Source organism: Chryseobacterium fluminis (assembly GCF_026314945.1).
Classification (GTDB): Bacteria; Bacteroidota; Bacteroidia; order Flavobacteriales; family Weeksellaceae; genus Chryseobacterium; species Chryseobacterium fluminis.
Genome location: NZ_CP111121.1, coordinates 3,862,659 through 3,879,905, shown reverse-complemented (window position 1 = coordinate 3,879,905; position 17,247 = coordinate 3,862,659). Strand labels below are relative to the sequence as shown.

Annotated in this window: 19 protein-coding genes and 1 pseudogene; 18 read left to right on the top strand and 2 right to left on the bottom strand. The window is 38.6% G+C overall.

The genetic code is table 11. From position 1 onward, the window contains the following. Positions 1 to 50 precede the first annotated feature (50 nt). The 4 genes from ODZ84_RS17800 (at position 51) to ODZ84_RS17785 (ending at position 3,935) form a co-directional block, all read left to right on the top strand. A complete protein-coding gene (locus ODZ84_RS17800) occupies positions 51 to 1,856 on the top strand; it encodes a DUF349 domain-containing protein (protein WP_266173720.1) in 1,806 nt (601 codons plus the stop codon). A gap of 61 nt (positions 1,857 to 1,917) precedes the next feature. Beyond that, the gene (gene ribD / locus ODZ84_RS17795; protein WP_266173719.1) at positions 1,918 to 2,943 is read left to right on the top strand and encodes a bifunctional diaminohydroxyphosphoribosylaminopyrimidine deaminase/5-amino-6-(5-phosphoribosylamino)uracil reductase RibD; all 1,026 of its coding nucleotides are present in this window, start codon (positions 1,918 to 1,920) and stop codon (positions 2,941 to 2,943) included. Between the two features lie 120 nt (positions 2,944 to 3,063). Further along, complete coding sequence (locus ODZ84_RS17790; protein ID WP_266173718.1) at positions 3,064 to 3,228, top strand: hypothetical protein; 165 nt, start codon at positions 3,064 to 3,066, stop codon at positions 3,226 to 3,228. Positions 3,229 to 3,332: 104 nt separating this feature from the next. Next, on the top strand, positions 3,333 to 3,935 hold the full coding sequence (locus tag ODZ84_RS17785; RefSeq protein ID WP_266173717.1) for an IMPACT family protein: 603 nt from the start codon (positions 3,333 to 3,335) through the stop codon (positions 3,933 to 3,935). A gap of 3 nt (positions 3,936 to 3,938) precedes the next feature. On the opposite strand, the gene ODZ84_RS17780 is transcribed toward ODZ84_RS17785, so the two are convergent. Beyond that, a complete protein-coding gene (locus tag ODZ84_RS17780) occupies positions 3,939 to 5,030 on the bottom strand; it encodes a hypothetical protein (protein ID WP_266173716.1) in 1,092 nt (363 codons plus the stop codon). A 308-nt stretch (positions 5,031 to 5,338) separates the two neighbouring features. Beyond that, positions 5,339 to 6,049, bottom strand: a complete 711-nt coding sequence (locus tag ODZ84_RS17775) for a zinc metallopeptidase (protein WP_266173715.1) — start codon at positions 6,047 to 6,049, stop codon at positions 5,339 to 5,341. Positions 6,050 to 6,155: 106 nt separating this feature from the next. Between ODZ84_RS17775 and ODZ84_RS17770 the strand changes: the two genes are divergently transcribed. From ODZ84_RS17770 to nuoK, 14 genes and pseudogenes are all read left to right on the top strand, one after another. Beyond that, on the top strand, positions 6,156 to 7,286 hold the full coding sequence (locus ODZ84_RS17770; protein ID WP_266173714.1) for a GNAT family N-acetyltransferase: 1,131 nt from the start codon (positions 6,156 to 6,158) through the stop codon (positions 7,284 to 7,286). Between the two features lie 85 nt (positions 7,287 to 7,371). Next, positions 7,372 to 7,548, top strand: a complete 177-nt coding sequence (locus ODZ84_RS17765) for a hypothetical protein (protein WP_266173713.1) — start codon at positions 7,372 to 7,374, stop codon at positions 7,546 to 7,548. A 121-nt stretch (positions 7,549 to 7,669) separates the two neighbouring features. After that, positions 7,670 to 8,041 carry an NADH-quinone oxidoreductase subunit A gene (locus ODZ84_RS17760; protein ID WP_089754018.1) on the top strand — a complete coding sequence of 124 codons (372 nt, stop codon included), beginning with the start codon at positions 7,670 to 7,672 and terminating at the stop codon, positions 8,039 to 8,041. 105 nt (positions 8,042 to 8,146) lie between these two features. Further along, entirely contained in the window at positions 8,147 to 8,707 is a 561-nt protein-coding gene (locus ODZ84_RS17755) for an NADH-quinone oxidoreductase subunit B (RefSeq protein WP_241614847.1), read from the top strand. 9 nt (positions 8,708 to 8,716) lie between these two features. Beyond that, the gene (locus tag ODZ84_RS17750) at positions 8,717 to 9,211 is read left to right on the top strand and encodes an NADH-quinone oxidoreductase subunit C (protein ID WP_266173712.1); all 495 of its coding nucleotides are present in this window, start codon (positions 8,717 to 8,719) and stop codon (positions 9,209 to 9,211) included. A gap of 75 nt (positions 9,212 to 9,286) precedes the next feature. Further along, a complete protein-coding gene (locus ODZ84_RS17745) occupies positions 9,287 to 10,510 on the top strand; it encodes an NADH-quinone oxidoreductase subunit D (protein WP_266173711.1) in 1,224 nt (407 codons plus the stop codon). 137 nt (positions 10,511 to 10,647) lie between these two features. Further along, positions 10,648 to 11,157, top strand: coding sequence for an NADH-quinone oxidoreductase subunit NuoE family protein (locus ODZ84_RS17740; protein ID WP_266173710.1), 510 nt, complete (start codon positions 10,648 to 10,650; stop codon positions 11,155 to 11,157). Positions 11,158 to 11,240: 83 nt separating this feature from the next. Continuing rightward, entirely contained in the window at positions 11,241 to 12,596 is a 1,356-nt protein-coding gene (gene nuoF / locus ODZ84_RS17735) for an NADH-quinone oxidoreductase subunit NuoF (RefSeq protein ID WP_266173709.1), read from the top strand. Between the two features lie 15 nt (positions 12,597 to 12,611). Further along, entirely contained in the window at positions 12,612 to 13,568 is a 957-nt protein-coding gene (locus tag ODZ84_RS17730) for a hypothetical protein (RefSeq protein ID WP_266173708.1), read from the top strand. 43 nt (positions 13,569 to 13,611) lie between these two features. Then, positions 13,612 to 14,613: a 2Fe-2S iron-sulfur cluster-binding protein gene (locus ODZ84_RS17725; RefSeq protein ID WP_266173707.1), complete on the top strand. Its 1,002-nt coding sequence runs from the start codon at positions 13,612 to 13,614 to the stop codon at positions 14,611 to 14,613. A gap of 76 nt (positions 14,614 to 14,689) precedes the next feature. Then, positions 14,690 to 15,753, top strand: a pseudogene (gene nuoH / locus ODZ84_RS23480) (NADH-quinone oxidoreductase subunit NuoH). Positions 15,754 to 15,858: 105 nt separating this feature from the next. Then, entirely contained in the window at positions 15,859 to 16,416 is a 558-nt protein-coding gene (locus ODZ84_RS17715; RefSeq protein WP_266173706.1) for a NuoI/complex I 23 kDa subunit family protein, read from the top strand. Continuing rightward, complete coding sequence (locus ODZ84_RS17710) at positions 16,416 to 16,913, top strand: NADH-quinone oxidoreductase subunit J family protein (RefSeq protein ID WP_266173705.1); 498 nt, start codon at positions 16,416 to 16,418, stop codon at positions 16,911 to 16,913. Before ODZ84_RS17715 ends, ODZ84_RS17710 begins: the two co-directional genes overlap by 1 nt. Before the next feature lie 4 nt (positions 16,914 to 16,917). Next, a complete protein-coding gene (gene nuoK / locus ODZ84_RS17705; RefSeq protein WP_089754032.1) occupies positions 16,918 to 17,247 on the top strand; it encodes an NADH-quinone oxidoreductase subunit NuoK in 330 nt (109 codons plus the stop codon).

Here is a 17,247-nt window from a genome sequence, read left to right as displayed (position 1 = left end):
TTTGCTATATATTTAGAGGATAATAACGCCACTCACATAAACGACTTGCTATGACTACAGAAAACAACCTTTCTGAAAACGAAGAAAAGAAAAATTCTAATGGAGAATCTCATCATGAGACGCCGGAAAATCAGGTAACTCATGATGAAAACCAGCATGAAGAAGATACGGAACATGAAGAAGAACACGAAGAGGTAGAGATCTCCTTAGCCGATGCTCTGAAAGAAATGGAAAAAATGATCAACACCCCGAATGCGGGTGAAAATTCCAAAAAATTCAATCTGCTCAAAGAAAAGGCAAGTCATTACATCCATGATGAGATCGAGGACAAAAAGCACGAATATACCGATGCCGGAAATGCTCCTGAAAATTTCAGTTACGAACATCCTTCGCAGGCCAGATTCTCGGCCCTGGTGAACATCTTCAGAGAAAAGCATGATACCTATCAGAAAGGACAGGAAGAAGAACAGAAGAAGAATCTTGATCACCGCCAGGATATTATCGAAAGGCTTAAAAACCTGTATACCAATTCTGAGCCGGGAACCAATCTTTTCAAATCCATTCGTGAAATCAAAGAAGAATGGTCCAAAGCCGGACAGGTAGCAAAATCCGAATTTAAAATTCTTAATAATAATTATTTCCATCATCTGAATCAGTTTTACCAGATGCTGGATCTGAATAAAGAGTTTCTGGAGCAGGAATACAATCATAATCTTGAAAAAAGACAGCATATTATCGCCCGCGCCAGAGAACTCGAAAACGAGCCTGTCATTCAGAAGGCTTTAAATGAGCTGCAGTACCTTCATAAACTCTGGAAGGAAGAAGCAGAACCGGTAGCAGAAGAATTCCGTGAACAGACCTGGGAAGAGTTTAAAGAAATTTCCAATAAAATCCACGAAAGAAAATCCGAACTGTCGGTTGCGATTGAATCTGAACAGAATGCTAATCTTGAGAAAAAAAATCAGATCATTGCGGAAATAAAGAAACTCTCTGAGCCTGCAGAAACGCCCAATCACAATTACTGGCAGACCTCCATCAGAAGAGTGGAAGACCTGCGTTCGGAATTTTTGAAGACCGGAAGTGTTCCGAGAAAATTATCAAACCAGAACTGGAATGAGTTTAAAACAACACTGAGAGGTTTTAATACGACAAAGAATACCTATTATAAATCTTTAAAAGGTTCCCAGCAGGCTAATCTTGAAGAAAAGCTGAAACTGATCCAGACAGCTCAGGATAACAAGAATAATGAAGAATGGGACATCGCTGTTCCGTTATTTAAGAAGCTTCAGGAAGACTGGAAAAAAATCGGTCATGTCCCGAAAAGCATGACCAATAAGATCTGGGACGAATTCCGTGATGCCTGTAATACATTCTTTAACAATTACAGGGAAAAAAGCAATGCATCCACTGATAACTGGAAAGAGAATTATAAAAATAAAAAAGTTCTTCTTGATGAGCTGAAAACCGTTACCGATGAGGAAGGCAGCATCGAAAAAATCGAAGCCATTAAAACAGCATGGAATAACATCGGGAAAGTGCCGAGAGATAAAATTTCAATCAACTCCGAATTTAATAAAGCACTGAGAGAGAAATTGAGATTGAATAAAATTAATGAGCTGGAACTTAAGGAGGAAGGTCTTTCTGAAAATCAGCTCACCGATAAGGCAAGAAAAATCAAGGGTCAGATTTCTGATCTTGAAGCTGAAATCGTGAAGCTCGAAAATAATCTTTCATTCTTCAAAAATCCGTCTAAAGACAATCCTTTACTGAAGGATACCTTCAATTCAATTGATGATAAAAAGGCGCTTTTGGAAACATTAAAACAGAATCTTCACAATATCATTGCCGGAGAATAAAATTATTTAACTAAATAAAAACAGGCGGAGCAAAGAAATTTGTCTTCGCTTTTTCTTTCATATGCAGGACGAATTTTATATTAAAAGATGTATTGAACTTGCTCAGAAAGCATTGGGTAAAACATATCCTAACCCATTGGTAGGAAGCATCATCGTGCATAACGGTAAAATTATAGGCGAAGGCTACCATCATAAAGCAGGTGAAAATCATGCAGAAATTAATGCTATCCATTCTGTAGAGGACAAAAGCCTCATTCCGGAATCTACCATTTATGTTTCTCTCGAGCCCTGTGCTCACTATGGAAAAACACCACCCTGTGCCCTGAAAATTAAAGAAATGGGCTTCAGGAAAGTTGTGATCGGGGCCATGGATTCTCATGATAAAGTGAATGGAAAAGGAAAAAAAATCATTCAGGATGCGGGAATTGAAGTTATTTCCGGAGTATTGGAAAAAGAATGTATTGAATTGAACAAAAGATTTTTCACCTATCATGAAAAGAAAAGACCTTACATTATCTTAAAATGGGCAGAATCCGGGGATGGATTTTTAGACAAAAACTTCAAGCCCTACTCTATTTCCAATGCTTTGGTCAATCAGTTTGTACATCAGTTGAGAGCCGATGAACACAGTATTTTAGTGGGGACACAAACCGCTTTGAACGACAATCCGGGTTTAACCGTAAGAAATGCAGTAGGGATAAATCCGGTGAGAATTTTAATTGACTTTGAATTAAAAGTTCCCGCAGATTTTAAGATATACAATGATGAAGCAAAGACGCTGGTTTTTAACTGCATTAAAGAAGAAAGTCATCAGAATATTCATTTTATCAGGATCGGTAAGGAGAATTTTCTCCAGGATTTAATGGATGCCTTGTATAGGCAGCAGATTCAGTCGGTCATTATCGAAGGCGGGAGTTTTACTTTACAACAATTTATTAATGCCAATCTTTGGGATGAAGCAATGGTTATAAAAAACGAAAATCTGAAGCTGGAGAATGGGACAAAGGCTCCTGAGTTTGATCTTAAACCCACCAAAATTTCAAATTTCAGAGATAATAAAATTTCAACGTATCTGCCCCAATTTTAATAAAATTTATTTTTCATCACTATTTTATTTAAATTATTCACATAAAATTATTAATTTGGTTAAAAATTAAAACGGAATCCGAAAAGTTTTAGAGTAGGAAAAACCCAAAACCAAATTACTATGAAAAATTTTAAAAAAATGAAAACTCTTACGAGAGAAGACCTGAAGAAAGTTTCCGGTGCTGTTAAAGCTCCATGGGTAGAAGATGGCTGCGGTTGGCCATTATGCATGAATCAGTTCGGAAGATGTTCCGCCTTCGCTTGCGGCGGTGTAGAACAGATTTAAATAAAAACATTAAAATTATAAAAGGGCTTTAGGGCTCTTTTTTATTTTCTCCTGTTTGAATATAGTTGTAAAGCGTATTTTTGTAATTATAACAGAAATACTGAATGCAGTTCGAATACAAAACCATAGAAAAATCCGTAGAAAATACCTTACTAAAGGAAAAAGGAAGCAAGTTCATCGGATTTGCTTTTCCCGTAAACAATGAAAAGGAGCTTAAAAATGCTTTAGAAAAAGTAAGGACTGAACATCCGAAGGCGACCCATCACTGTTATGCTTTCAGAATGGGTCTGAATGGTGAAAACTATCGCGCCAATGATGACGGAGAGCCTTCCGGAAGTGCAGGTCTACCGATTTACAATCAGCTTTTAGCCCATGAAATTACCAATGTACTGGTCATCTCCGTCCGGTACTACGGAGGGACAAAACTGGGTGTTTCAGGTTTGGTGAAGGCTTATAAAGAATGCGCAAAAATAACTTTAGAAGAAGCGAATATTGTAACCAGAGAGCTGGAAACGGAAATTGACATCCGGTTTAATTTTAACCAGCAGAATATTATTTTTACCCTTTTATCAAAATTTGACGCAAAAATCATCAGTTTTGACTCCCAGGAAAAGGCTTCCATTCTTGCTAAGATAAAATTAAAACATAAAGACGAAATTTCAGAGTCCTTATCCAATTTACAGCATGTAGAATATACGCTCTCATAGCATTTATAATTCTGTTCTTTTCTGAGTTCTGTGATTGTAAAGCATTATTTTCAGGTTACCCGCCGAGTACTTATGTTTTAAATAAACGGCAATTTTTTCATAAATTTCAATTTCCGGAACCGGGACAGATTTTATTTCCTTCAAAGCCCAGTTGTGCAGATTTACAGAATATTCTGTTTTACAGATATTATGCGTCCCTGCATCCAGAAATGGCCGGAGTTCCCGGGGATTTCCGGAGATGCAGATATACATTTTATCTCCCTTTCCCGAATATAAATTGAATGATAAATACTGATACCAGCCTCCGGAAAGACTGAAAAACGGCAACACAAACCAGAGGATCAGCCAATACAGATGATACGTAAACATTTTAGTCTTCGCAGGCTCAAAAGGCTCTGCATAAACAATTAACAAGATACATATCATGGCCAGGTTCCATGGCCAGATGACGGTATTATACTGCAGACCGAACGGCCCGATAAAAATCAAAATACTCAGATGCATCAGAATCAGGAAATAGCTGACTTTTTTTCTTAATTTCGGGACAAGGAGCAATAGGGCCAGTGCTATTTCAACAAAAGGTATGATCAGGCCAATAAAAAACAGTTTGTATTTCAGTATAACATCCATTGAAATTCCCAAAAAATCTACAAGCACCATATTGAGCCATACTTCAGAGAGAAAATCCCTGCCAACCTTGTGCAGTCCGCTGAAAAAATAGATGGATACTAAGAACAAATGACTCAGCAATAGTATATTTTTGGGCCTGTTATCATTAATTATAATAATCAGCAAAAAGCATAGATACATATATTCCCAGGGTTGCCATCGTACCGTATCCAGGGAACAGCTCAGCAGTTCGGATAAAAATAGAACAATAAGTAAAACCTGTTTTCTTCTGAAAAATAAAGTTATAACCAATAATAAAACAGAAAAGACAAATAAAAAATAATGCAAAAAATCCGGAATATTCTTTAAGATTTCTAATGGAGGGATCACCGGATACACCCTTTCTGTGACCCATGTTTTATAACTCAGGATTTTGGCAATAAGCCAGAAGAAAGCGATTGCTTTTATCAGATAACCAATTTGCACTTCGGATCTCTCACTTTTCTGCGTTGGTAATTTTACCGGTATTATTGTTTTCAGAAATATAATTTCGGCTGAAGTTAAATAAATTACGAATACGTTTGTCAGAAATAGCCAGTTAAAACTATTAATTAAAAAATGGGAGTCGAGAAAATAAACCTTGGCAATTTAAAGCCTGAAGTACCGCTCCGGATATTCACAACACTCATGCTCTCCGTTTATATTTTAATGGTACAAAAAAAACGTGTAATGAAGTCAAAAAAAAGCGTCCCGGATAAACTTCCGGGATGCCCTATATGATCTTAAGTTTAAAATTAATCTCTTCTTCCGCCCATCAGCAGAGATGCCCAGTACAGAAGCTGTGCCAGGGAACCGAGAGCAGCAACAACATAGGTTCTTGCAGCCCACTTCAGACTGTCTTTTACCCCTACGTATTCTTCCGAAGTCACGGTACCCGTATCTCTAAGCCACTTCATGGCTCTGTTGCTGGCATCATATTCTACAGGCAGGGTAATAAAAGCAAAAAGCGTGGTGCAGGCAAACATAATAACCCCTATTGCCAGAACTAATGTGTTTCCCCTCGGATTTTCTATCGACGCAGTCGCTGACATGATGACCAACCCTGCAATAATTACAAACTGCATTAAATTAGAACTGATCTGCACTACCGGAACCAACTTGGATCTCAGCTGCAGCATCGAATATCCTACAGCGTGCTGCACTGCGTGACCGCATTCGTGTGCCGCAACAGCCGCCGCTGCCGCATTCCTCTGCATATACACTGCTTCTGAAAGATTAACCGTCTTATTTTCAGGATTATAGTGATCCGTTAACTGTCCCGGAACCGACATTACCTGTACATCATTAATGCCGTTGTCTCTCAACATTTTTTCTGCCACTTCCTTTCCTGAAAGTCCATTCCTGAGATGTACCTTAGAATAATATTCAAATTTCGATTTCAATTTCCATGATACATACCAGCTGATAAGCATGGAAATCCCTATAATTATATAATAACCAATCATTTTTTTAAACTTTATTGTGTATTTTTAGCCTGTATGATGTAAAAACTGTGCCAAAGTATTACATTTTATTTAATTATATTTGCCCTATAATTAGCCTTATTAAACTATGTCTGGAGTCGCACTAATTGAAGTAAAAACACGAGATGAATTAAAACAGTTCGTTAAATTTCCTATGGACCTTTATAAAAATAATCCCTATTATGTTCCGTCATTCATTAAGGATGAATTCAAAATCTGGGATCCCAAGGAAAATCCGGCATTAAGCTATTCAGAATCGAAACAATTTCTTGCAAAAAAAGACAATAAAGTAGTTGGGAGAATTGCTGTAATGATCAATCATAAGGAAGAAAAAGAACTGGGAATTAAAAAAGTCCGGTTCGGATGGATTGATTTCATTGATGACAAAGAGGTTTCCAAAGCGCTGATTCAAACGGTAATTGAGTATGCTAAAGACCATGGCATAGATAAGATCGAGGGGCCTATGGGATTTACAAATCTTGACAAGGCAGGAATGCTGACGATGGGTTTTGACAAACTGGCTACGATGATCGGCATTTACAATCATGCATATTATCCCGAACATCTTGAGGAACTAGGCTTAACGAAAGAAAAAGAGTGGGTGGAATTTGAAATGAATTTCCCGAAAATCCTGCCTGAAAAAGTGGAAAAATTCAGCGGACTTATCGCCCAGAAATACAAGCTTAAAGTTCTTCCCTTTAAAACAAAAGAGGAGATTTTACCATTTGTAGAACCCATGTTTAAGCTTTTGGATGAAACTTATAAACATCTTTCAACTTATACCCCTATTTCAGAGGAGCAGATCAAAACCTATAAGGAGAAATACTTCCCGTTTATTGATAAAAACTACGTCATCTGTGTGGTAGATGAACATAATGAGCTGGTATCTTTTGCCATTACGATGCCTTCTTACTCAAAAGCTCTGCAAAAATCCAAAGGGAAACTCTTTCCTTTCGGGTGGTGGCACTTCTTACAGGCAAGCAAGAAAAACGACCGGGCCAATTTTTACCTGATCGGAATTCATCCTGAATACCAGAGACGCGGAGTGACCGCAATTATATTTAAAGAAATTTTTGTCCGCTTTACCAGTATGGGTATTGAGTTTGCCGAAACCAATCCTGAGCTTGAGGAAAACAAGAGTGTACAGGTTTTATGGCAGGATTACAACCCGGTGAACCATAAAAGACGAAGAACCTATTCGCTGACGATAGGCTCATAATGATGAGCCATCGATGAATAATCATTCCGGCAGACAATCCTATTCCTAAATCTCACTCTTAACTTATAACTCAAAACTCCTTCCTATGAAATCCCACCTCGTTATTTTTGCAGTTTTAATCGCAGGATTTATCATTTACAACTTTTTTTTTAAGCTAGAAGATGACCGGTCTGATACGGTCGTTAATATCGTCTATGCGAGTGTACTATTCGGGTACATTTCATTTATGGCCTATGCTCTCCTCAGAAAAATGAAGAAATAAATCTTATTTTTACTGATTCTAAATTATCGTTTTCCCCTATTTTCATCCCACTTTTAAGCTTATTAATTTCATGCTTTCTTGTTTATTCGCTAAATTTGCAAATTGAGATAATAATGCAAAAATGAATTTACCTGAAAGTTACATTCCAATCCTTTTACAGGCAGGTGTTGCGATAGCATTCGTAGCGGTTTCTCTGCTTGGCGCGCATTTTTTAGGTCCTAAACAGAAAAAAGGAAATTCTGTTAAAAACCAAAGCTGGGAATGTGGAGTCCCGGTAGAAGGAAATGCAAGAACACCGTTTTCTATTAAATATTTTCTGACTGCGGTATTATTCGTATTGTTCGATATCGAAATCGTATTTTTTTATCCCTATGCTGTCAATTTCAGAGAATTCGGAATGGAAGGATTCCTGGCAGTGCTTACCTTCGTGGCGATTTTCTTCATGGCATTTTTTTATGTATGGAAACGCGGCGCATTAGATTGGGATAAATAAAAAAAATTAAATTAAAAATTAAAAATTTTAGATGATGATTTTTTGAATTCAAAGTTAACATTAACACTAATTCGGAATCTAATTTAAAATCTAAAATCAATTAAAATGTCTGATAACAAACCAGTAATAAGAACAGATGCCCCTGCTCCCGAAGGATTTGAAGGAGAAGGGTTTTTCGCAACAAAACTGAGCAGTGTAATCGGGATGGCAAGAAAGTTTTCGCTTTGGCCATTGCCTTTTGCCACCTCTTGCTGCGGTATCGAGTTTATGGCTACCCTGAACCCGACGTATGATGCTTCAAGATTTGGTATGGAAAGAAACTCTTTCTCGCCAAGACAGGCTGATATGCTGATGGTTTGCGGAACTATAGCTAAGAAATTGGGACCTGTCCTGAAAGAAGTATACACCCAGATGGCTGAGCCGAAATGGGTGGTGGCCGTAGGAGCCTGTGCTTGCAGCGGCGGTATTTTTGACACCTATTCTGTATTACAGGGAATTGATAAAATCATCCCGGTAGATGTATATGTTCCCGGATGTCCTCCGAGACCTGAACAGATTATCGAAGGTGTAATGCAGGTGCAGGCATTGGCAGAAAGCGAAAGCATCAGAAGAAGAGATATGCCGGAATACCAGAAATTATTAGATTCTTACAACATAAGCAACTAAAAGACGGAAATGACGAACGAATTTGTATTAGAAGCCATCACAAGGGAATTTCCGGAATCTGTAATCGCCAGTTCAGAGCCTTACGGGATGCTGACGATTGAGGTGAAGAAAGAAGATATAAAGAAAATCATTCATTATCTTAAAGATTCATCCTTAGAAATTAATTTTCTTACAGACGTTTGCGGAATCCATTATCCGGAATTTCCTGAAAAAGAGATCGGTGTGGTATACCACTTACAGAATATGATGGTTAACTTCAGGCTGCGCCTGAAAATTTTCATGTCCAGAGAAAACATCGAAGTAGATTCTTTAGTGGAATTATATGCGGGAGCTAACTGGATGGAAAGGGAAACTTATGATTTCTTCGGAATTAAATTTAAGGGACATCCCGACCTCAGACCTATTCTGAATATGGAAGATCTGGGATACCACCCTATGTTGAAAGAATATCGCCTGGAAGACGGTACAAGAACCGATAAGGACGATGCAATGTTCGGAAGATAAAAAATAATGCAATAAGCAGTAAGCAGTAAGCCATACGCTTAAAGCCTAAAGCCTATCGCCTAAAGCATTTAAATTATGAAAGATAACTCATTATCTAATATACTTAACCAATACGACAGTAAAGAGCAGATTGACGGTCAACTATATACCCTCAATTTAGGTCCTACCCACCCTGCCACTCACGGGATTTTCCAGAACATCTTAACCATGGACGGGGAAAGGATCCTTCATGCTGAGCAGACCGTAGGCTACATCCACAGGGCATTTGAAAAGATTTCCGAAAGAAGGAATTATGCTCAGATCACCACCCTTACCGATCGTATGAATTACTGTTCGGCACCGATCAACAATATCGGCTGGCACATGACTGTTGAAAAGCTGATTGGCGTTGAAGTTCCTAAACGTGTAGATTATATGCGTGTCATCCTGATGGAATTAGCAAGAATTGGTGATCACCTTATCTGTAACGGGGTAACGGGAATGGATTCCGGAGCTATCACCGGGCTTACGTACATGTTTATCGAAAGAGAACGGATCTACGATATGTACGAGCAGATCTGCGGAGCAAGAATGACAACCAATATGGGGAGAATCGGTGGCTTTGAGCGGGATTTCACTCCAAGATTCCACGAGTTATTACAGGATTTCCTTAAAACTTTCCCACCAAGATTCAAAGAATTCTGTACTTTACTGGAAAGAAACAGAATCTTCATGGACAGAACCATCGGAGCAGGAGCTATTTCAGCGGAGAGAGCGTTAAGCTACGGATTTACGGGTCCGAACTTACGTGCAGCGGGAGTAGATTATGATGTGAGAGTGGCACAGCCTTATTCTTCTTACGAGGATTTCGACTTCATCATTCCTGTAGGAACTGCAGGTGACACGTACGACCGTTTCATGGTCCGTCAGCAGGAAATCTGGGAATCTATTAAAATCATCAAACAAGCATACGACAATCTTCCTGAAGGACCATTCCACGCGGATGTACCGGATTTTTATCTTCCTGAAAAGGCTGATGTTTATCAAAAAATGGAAGCATTGATCTACCACTTTAAAATCGTAATGGGAGAAACGGATGTACCTAAGGGCGAAGTTTACCATGCTGTAGAAGGCGGTAACGGGGAATTAGGTTTCTATCTGGTGAGTGATGGCGGTAGAAGCCCTTACAGACTCCATTTCAGAAGACCTTGTTTCATCTATTACCAGGCATATCCTGAGATGATTACAGGTTCTGTAATTTCTGATGCGATCGTAACGATGTGCAGTATGAATATTATTGCGGGAGAATTAGACGCATAATTGAAATTATAAATTTTAGATTATAAATTTTAAATTAATCTGAAATAATTATTTAAGATAAATAATAAAAATGATAAGATTTTCAGACTATGATTTTTCATCTAAAATCTAGAATCTAAAATCTAAAATCTTTAAATATGAGCGAAACAATAGCTTTTAAACCGGAAAGTTTAGCACAGGTATATAAAATTATCGCAAGATATCCTGAGGGAAGACAAAAATCTGCTCTTCTCCCGGTTCTGCATTTGGCACAGAAAGAATTCGGCGGATGGCTGGACGTTCCTGTGATGGATTATGTTGCTGAATTATTAAGTATTAAGCCAATTGAGGTCTATGAAGTAGCGACTTTCTATACCATGTTCAATATGAAACCGGTTGGTAAATATGTTTTGGAAGTTTGCAGGACGGGACCTTGTATGGTTTGCGGAAGTGAAAAAATCCTTGACCATATCAGAACAAAACTGAACATTAAGGACGGACAGACTACGGAAGACGGAATGTTCACATTAAAGCCTGCTGAATGTCTTGGTGCCTGTGGATATGCACCTATGATGCAGTTAGGAAAATTCTTTCATGAAAATTTAACAATAGAGAAAGTTGACGAGATCCTTGATCTTTGCAGAGAAGGACAGGTTGATTTAGACTAATAAATTTTAACTAATTAAAAAAGGCGTAAGTTGTCACACTGAGTTTGTCAAAGTGTAGAAGCATTCGCTGAAAGCAATAAAAAATGAGTAAAAAACTTTTACTTAAAGACGCACATATAGAAGGTATCCGCTACTTTGAAACTTACCGGAAACAGGGAGGTTACACCGCAGCTGAAAAAGCCTTGAAAATGACACCGGACGAAATTCTGGAGGAGGTAAAAGCTTCAGGACTTCGCGGACGTGGCGGAGCTGGATTCCCGACCGGAATGAAATGGAGTTTTTTGGCGAAACCGGAAGGCGTCCCAAGACACCTGGTGGTAAATGCCGATGAATCTGAACCTGGAACCTTCAAAGACCGGTATCTGATGGAGTTTCTTCCTCATCTACTGATCGAAGGAATGCTGATTTCATCTTACTGTTTAGGCTCGAACGTTTCTTATATCTATATCCGTGGAGAATATTCGTGGATTCCTGATATTCTGGAAGAAGCGATTGAAGAGGCTAAAGCGGCAGGATTTTTAGGTAAAAATATTCTTGGAACTGGTTTCGATTGTGAAATTTATGTTCAGAGAGGAGGTGGCGCATATATCTGTGGTGAAGAAACAGCACTGTTGGAATCCCTTGAAGGTAAAAGAGGAAATCCAAGACTGAAACCACCATTCCCGGCCGTAAAAGGGCTTTGGGAAAGGCCAACGGTAGTGAATAACGTTGAATCTATTGCAGCCATCGTTCCGATCATTGATATTACAGGTGCTGAATACGCTAAAATCGGTGTAGGAAGATCTACCGGCACGAAATTAATTTCTGCCTGCGGAAACATCAACAAACCGGGAGTGTATGAAATCGATATGACCATCACGGTTGAAGAATTCATTTACTCTGATGAATATTGCGGTGGTATTAAAGACGGAAAAAGATTAAAAGCCTGTATCCCCGGAGGAAGTTCCGTTCCGATTGTTCCGGCAAATCTACTCTTGAAGACCGTCAACGGAGAACCGAGATATATGAACTACGAATCATTGGCAGATGGTGGCTTTGCTACCGGAACGATGATGGGTTCAGGAGGTTTCATTGTATTGGATGAAGACCAGTGTGTGGTAGAACATACCATGACTTTAGCCAGATTCTATAATCACGAAAGTTGTGGACAGTGTACCCCTTGCCGTGAAGGTACGGGTTGGATGTACAAGATTTTGAAAAAAATAGAGAAAGGAGAAGGGAAAATGGAAGATATTGATCTGCTTTGGGATATCCAGAGAAAGATAGAAGGAAATACAATCTGCCCGTTAGGTGATGCAGCAGCTTGGCCTGTTGCAGCAGCGATCCGTCATTTCAGAGATGAATTTGAGTGGCATATTAAAAACCCTGAATTATCTCAAACGCAAAATTATGGATTAGCAAATTATGCAGATCCTATCCCAGCTGCAGCAAGTAATTAATACGAGTCTGGAATTATGAAGAAGCTTATTGCTGTAGGATTATTGTTGTCTAATTTTGTGTTTGCACAAAATATCAAAGACACTTTAAGCAAAGAAGGAACTTTTGAAGAAGCATGTGCTTTTCCTGCGGCTTTACCGCATGCGAAAAAAGCAAAGAAAACATCTTTTGAAAAAATAGAGATAGAAACCACATCTTTTAAAAAGAATAAAAAAGAGGTAAATCCTTTTAAAAAAGGATCAGTAATGGTATTTTGGGGCTGGAATAATGCTGTATACTCAAAATCAGACATCCACTTTAAAGGAAATGGTTATGATTTTCAGCTGAGTAACGTTGTGGCTCATGACAGACAGACAAAATTTGATTGGGGGACCTATTTCAATCCGGGATCTATTACAATTCCTCAGGTAAATTACAGGATTACCTATTTCCCGAAAGACAATTTCGGTATTACCTTAGGAATGGATCATATGAAATATGTGATGGATCAAAACCAGACGGTAGATTTTAAAGGATATATCAATGATCCTGAATATTCTTCCCTGGTACAGAATGGTAAAGCAGATCTCAGTGATTCAAAATTGTTAACATTTGAACATACTGATGGTCTTAACTATATTAATATCGGCGCTCAGAAATACCACAATGTTTTAGATAAAAAAAATATTGATCTTTTTTTGAGTTACGGAGCAGGAATCGGAGCTTTATTGCCTAAATCAAATGTACAGCTGATGGGTAATGAAAGAAGCGACAGGTTCCATTTGGCAGGTTTCGGTACCGATATCAGAGCCGCCGTGAATCTGGTGTTAGTAAGACATATTGTTGTTCAGGCTGAGGGGAAATTGGGTTATATTAATATGCCTGACATTAAGACCACCCTGAATAATAAACCTGATAAAGCTTCTCAGGATTTTGTATATGCGCAGTTCAATTTTGGCATCGGATATACATTTAATACAAAAAAGTATAATTAAAATATAGCTTACCGCCTTAAAAGCATAAGCGAAAGCATAGAATATGAGCGAAGAGGTTAAAAAATTCAAAATAACTATAGACGGACAGACTACCGAAGTTTTGCCTGGAACTTCTATTTTGGAAGCAGCCAGACAGATCGGTGGAAAATCTGTACCTCCTGCAATGTGCTACTACAGCAAATTGGAAACCAGTGGAGGAAGATGCAGAACTTGCCTTGTGGAAGTTTCTAAAGGATCGGAAGCAGATCCCCGCCCTATGCCGAAATTGGTAGCCAGCTGCAGAACCAATGTCATGGATGGAATGGAAGTGAAAAATCTTACTTCTGAAAAAGCCCAGGAAGGCAGAAAGGCTGTTACTGAGTTTTTATTGGTTAATCATCCATTGGACTGCCCTGTCTGCGATCAGGCCGGTGAATGTCATCTTCAGGATCTGGGTTATGAATATGGAAATCCCGAAACCAGAACTGAATTCGAAAGAAACACCTATGATGCAGATGATCTCGGTCCCCATATCAAATTAAATATGGACCGTTGCATTCTGTGTGCGAGATGTGTTCTGACAGCCAATCAACTGACAGACTCAAGAGAGCACGGAATTCTTTTCAGAGGCGATCACGCTGAAATTTCAACTTATCTTAATAAAGCTCTGGATAATGACTTCATCGGAAATGTAATCGACGTTTGTCCGGTAGGAGCATTAACCGACAGAACGGCACGTTTTGCGAGCAGAGTGTGGTTTACCAAACCTATGAATGCTACCTGTACATGTGATAAATGTTCCGGGAAAGCTACCGTTTGGATGAAAGGTAACGAAATTATAAGAGTTACAGCCAGAAAAGATCAGTGGGGTGAAGTTGAAGAATTCATTTGTGATACATGCCGTTTTGAAAGAAAAGAACTGTCTGACTGGAATATCGAAGGTCCAAGACACATCGACAGACACTCCGTTATTTCATTAAATCACTACGAAAAACCAAAGGATGAACTAAGAGTTTTAGACAACCCTCTGGCTAAAGAAATCAGTGAAAAAGACGAAAAATTATAATAAATTATAAATTTTAATTATAGATTTTAAATGCACTTATAATCTATAATTTAAAATCTAAAATCTAAAATTCAGAATGGATTTACTTACATTTAAACTTATACTTGTACTAGCGCTTTTCCTGCTTTCGTTAACGATTGCAGCCTACTCTACCTGGGCAGAAAGAAAAGTGGCCTCTATTATGCAGGACAGAATCGGTCCCAACAGAGCCGGACCTTTCGGATTGCTACAGCCTCTTGCTGATGGTGGAAAGTTTTTCTTTAAAGAAGATTTTACCCCTGCTAATGCAGAAAAATTTCTTTTCGTACTGGGACCGGCCTTGGTGATGTTCATTTCATTGATCACGGGAGCGGTTATTCCTTGGGGTAAAAGTTTAAATATTGCAGGTACATCTTATGATCTTCAGGTCGCTAATATTGATGTGGGTGTCCTTTTTATCATCGGAATGGCCTCAATTGGTGTCTACGGAATCATGATCGGAGGCTGGGCTTCGAACAATAAATATTCTTTATTAGGGGCGATCCGTGCTTCTTCCCAGATGATCTCCTACGAATTGGCTATGGGACTGGCTTTGCTATCTATCATTATGATGACAGGAAGTTTAGATTTAAAAGAAATCACCGAAAGCCAGACAGGGGAAAACTTTGGGGGATTATTCCATGGGGTTCAGGAATGAACTGGAATATTTTCTACCAGCCGATTGCTTTCCTTGTATTCTTTGTAGCCGCTTTAGCCGAAACCAACAGACACCCTTTTGATTTACCGGAGTGTGAATCTGAATTGGTAACAGGATATTCTACAGAATACTCATCTATGAAATTAGGACTATACATGTTCGGTGAATATGTGAACATGTTTATTTCCAATGCATTTATGGTAGTTCTTTTCTTCGGAGGCTACAATTATCCCGGAATCGAATGGGTAACCCAGCATTGGGGTGAAAATACGGCCGGTATCCTGAGCATCGTCGCATTTTTAACTAAAACAGTAATAGGAATTCTGATCTTCATGTGGATCAGATGGACGCTACCGAGATTCAGATATGACCAGTTAATGCACCTGGGTTGGAAAACGCTTATTCCAATGGCATTGGTAAACTTATTAATTACAGGTGCTGTTATTTTAGCATTCGGAAATTAATTGACGAAACTAAACCTCTCAAGGTTAAAAAACCTTGAAGGTTCGATTAAATATTAAATTAAGATAACAGGCAATATGAGTCTAACATCTAATATCTATAATTAAATGAAACTTACGAACAGATCAAAAGTTGTTTCCAATAAAGAAATGACCCTTGCTGAAAAAATCTACTTACCTGCGATTTTTACAGGAATGGGGATTACATTTAAGCATGCTGTCAGAACCGTATTGAAAGGTGCTCCAGCAGTATATTCGTATCCGGAGGTACAGAAACCGAGAGCAGAAATCTGGAGAGGTCAGCACGTCCTGAAAAGAGACGAAGAAGGCAGAGAAAGATGTACTGCCTGCGGACTTTGCGCGGTGGCATGTCCTGCAGAAGCCATTACAATGACTTCTGCTGAAAGAACCAAGGAAGAAAAACACCTTTACAGAGAAGAGAAGTACGCTTCAGTATACGAAATCAATATGCTAAGATGTATTTTCTGCGGTATGTGTGAGGAGGCTTGTCCTAAATCTGCCATCTATCTTACCGACCGATTGGTAGACGTGGAAACCAACAGAGGTTCTTTCATCTATGGAAAAGATAAATTGGTTGAAAAAATAAATCAAAGGATTGATATCACTGAAAGACAATCCGAGAAACAAAAAAATGCGGTAAAATAATGGATCAGTTTTTATTTTTCTTGGTGGCGTTTTTAGCAGTGGCAAGTGCGGTTTATTTCGTATTTGCCAGAAATCCTTTATATGCTATTCTGTCATTAATTGTTACAATGTTCTCTATTGCGGGAATGTACATCCTTCTGAATGCGCAGTTCCTGGCGATTATCCAGATTATTGTTTACGCCGGAGCTATCATGGTACTATTCCTTTATATCCTGATGATGCTTAACCTTAATAAGGAAGACGAAAGTAAGAAGGGCAATACTTTAAAATTTATTGGCGTTTTTACTGCCGGTTTGCTGTTAATCGGAGTATTGGGTGTTTTCAGAGGAGTTCAGGACCATCATGTCGTTGTTGAAAATGTAGACAAAGGCGTGGGTCTTACTAAAAATCTGGGTAGGCTTTTGTTTAATGAATATGTTTTACCGTTTGAGCTTGCATCCATCCTTATATTGGCAGGTATTGTAGGTGCGGTATTAATCGGTAAAAAAGATTTATAAAATTATGGGAGAAGTAAATACATTTATACAAAGCGTCCCTCTGAATTATTTTATCATTCTTTCTTCAGTGTTATTCTGTTTGGGAGTGTTAGGAGTATTGTTGAGAAAAAACGCTATTGTTATTTTGGGTTGTGTTGAGCTTATGCTGAATTCTACAAACCTTTTACTGGCTGCATTTTCAGCATATAAAGGAAATGGAGACGGGCAACTTTTGGTTTTCTTCATTATGGTGGTAGCAGCTGCGGAAGTAGCGGTAGGCTTGGCAATTATTGCGATGCTGTATAGAAATACCCGTTCTGTTGATGTAAGTATATTTAATAAATTAAGAGGATAA

What these genes read in the sequence shown, in the direction of transcription:
- ODZ84_RS17800 (WP_266173720.1), top strand. Translation starts at nt 51, where the DNA reads ATGACTACAGAAAACAACCTTTCTGAAAACGAAGAAAAGAAAAATTCT.
- ribD (WP_266173719.1), top strand. Translation starts at nt 1,918, where the DNA reads ATGCAGGACGAATTTTATATTAAAAGATGTATTGAACTTGCTCAGAAA.
- ODZ84_RS17790 (WP_266173718.1), top strand. Translation starts at nt 3,064, where the DNA reads ATGAAAAATTTTAAAAAAATGAAAACTCTTACGAGAGAAGACCTGAAG.
- ODZ84_RS17785 (WP_266173717.1), top strand. Translation starts at nt 3,333, where the DNA reads ATGCAGTTCGAATACAAAACCATAGAAAAATCCGTAGAAAATACCTTA.
- ODZ84_RS17775 (WP_266173715.1), bottom strand. Translation starts at nt 6,049, where the DNA reads ATGATTGGTTATTATATAATTATAGGGATTTCCATGCTTATCAGCTGG.
- ODZ84_RS17770 (WP_266173714.1), top strand. Translation starts at nt 6,156, where the DNA reads ATGTCTGGAGTCGCACTAATTGAAGTAAAAACACGAGATGAATTAAAA.
- ODZ84_RS17765 (WP_266173713.1), top strand. Translation starts at nt 7,372, where the DNA reads ATGAAATCCCACCTCGTTATTTTTGCAGTTTTAATCGCAGGATTTATC.
- ODZ84_RS17760 (WP_089754018.1), top strand. Translation starts at nt 7,670, where the DNA reads ATGAATTTACCTGAAAGTTACATTCCAATCCTTTTACAGGCAGGTGTT.
- ODZ84_RS17755 (WP_241614847.1), top strand. Translation starts at nt 8,147, where the DNA reads ATGTCTGATAACAAACCAGTAATAAGAACAGATGCCCCTGCTCCCGAA.
- ODZ84_RS17750 (WP_266173712.1), top strand. Translation starts at nt 8,717, where the DNA reads ATGACGAACGAATTTGTATTAGAAGCCATCACAAGGGAATTTCCGGAA.
- ODZ84_RS17745 (WP_266173711.1), top strand. Translation starts at nt 9,287, where the DNA reads ATGAAAGATAACTCATTATCTAATATACTTAACCAATACGACAGTAAA.
- ODZ84_RS17740 (WP_266173710.1), top strand. Translation starts at nt 10,648, where the DNA reads ATGAGCGAAACAATAGCTTTTAAACCGGAAAGTTTAGCACAGGTATAT.
- nuoF (WP_266173709.1), top strand. Translation starts at nt 11,241, where the DNA reads ATGAGTAAAAAACTTTTACTTAAAGACGCACATATAGAAGGTATCCGC.
- ODZ84_RS17730 (WP_266173708.1), top strand. Translation starts at nt 12,612, where the DNA reads ATGAAGAAGCTTATTGCTGTAGGATTATTGTTGTCTAATTTTGTGTTT.
- ODZ84_RS17725 (WP_266173707.1), top strand. Translation starts at nt 13,612, where the DNA reads ATGAGCGAAGAGGTTAAAAAATTCAAAATAACTATAGACGGACAGACT.
- ODZ84_RS17715 (WP_266173706.1), top strand. Translation starts at nt 15,859, where the DNA reads ATGAAACTTACGAACAGATCAAAAGTTGTTTCCAATAAAGAAATGACC.
- ODZ84_RS17710 (WP_266173705.1), top strand. Translation starts at nt 16,416, where the DNA reads ATGGATCAGTTTTTATTTTTCTTGGTGGCGTTTTTAGCAGTGGCAAGT.
- nuoK (WP_089754032.1), top strand. Translation starts at nt 16,918, where the DNA reads ATGGGAGAAGTAAATACATTTATACAAAGCGTCCCTCTGAATTATTTT.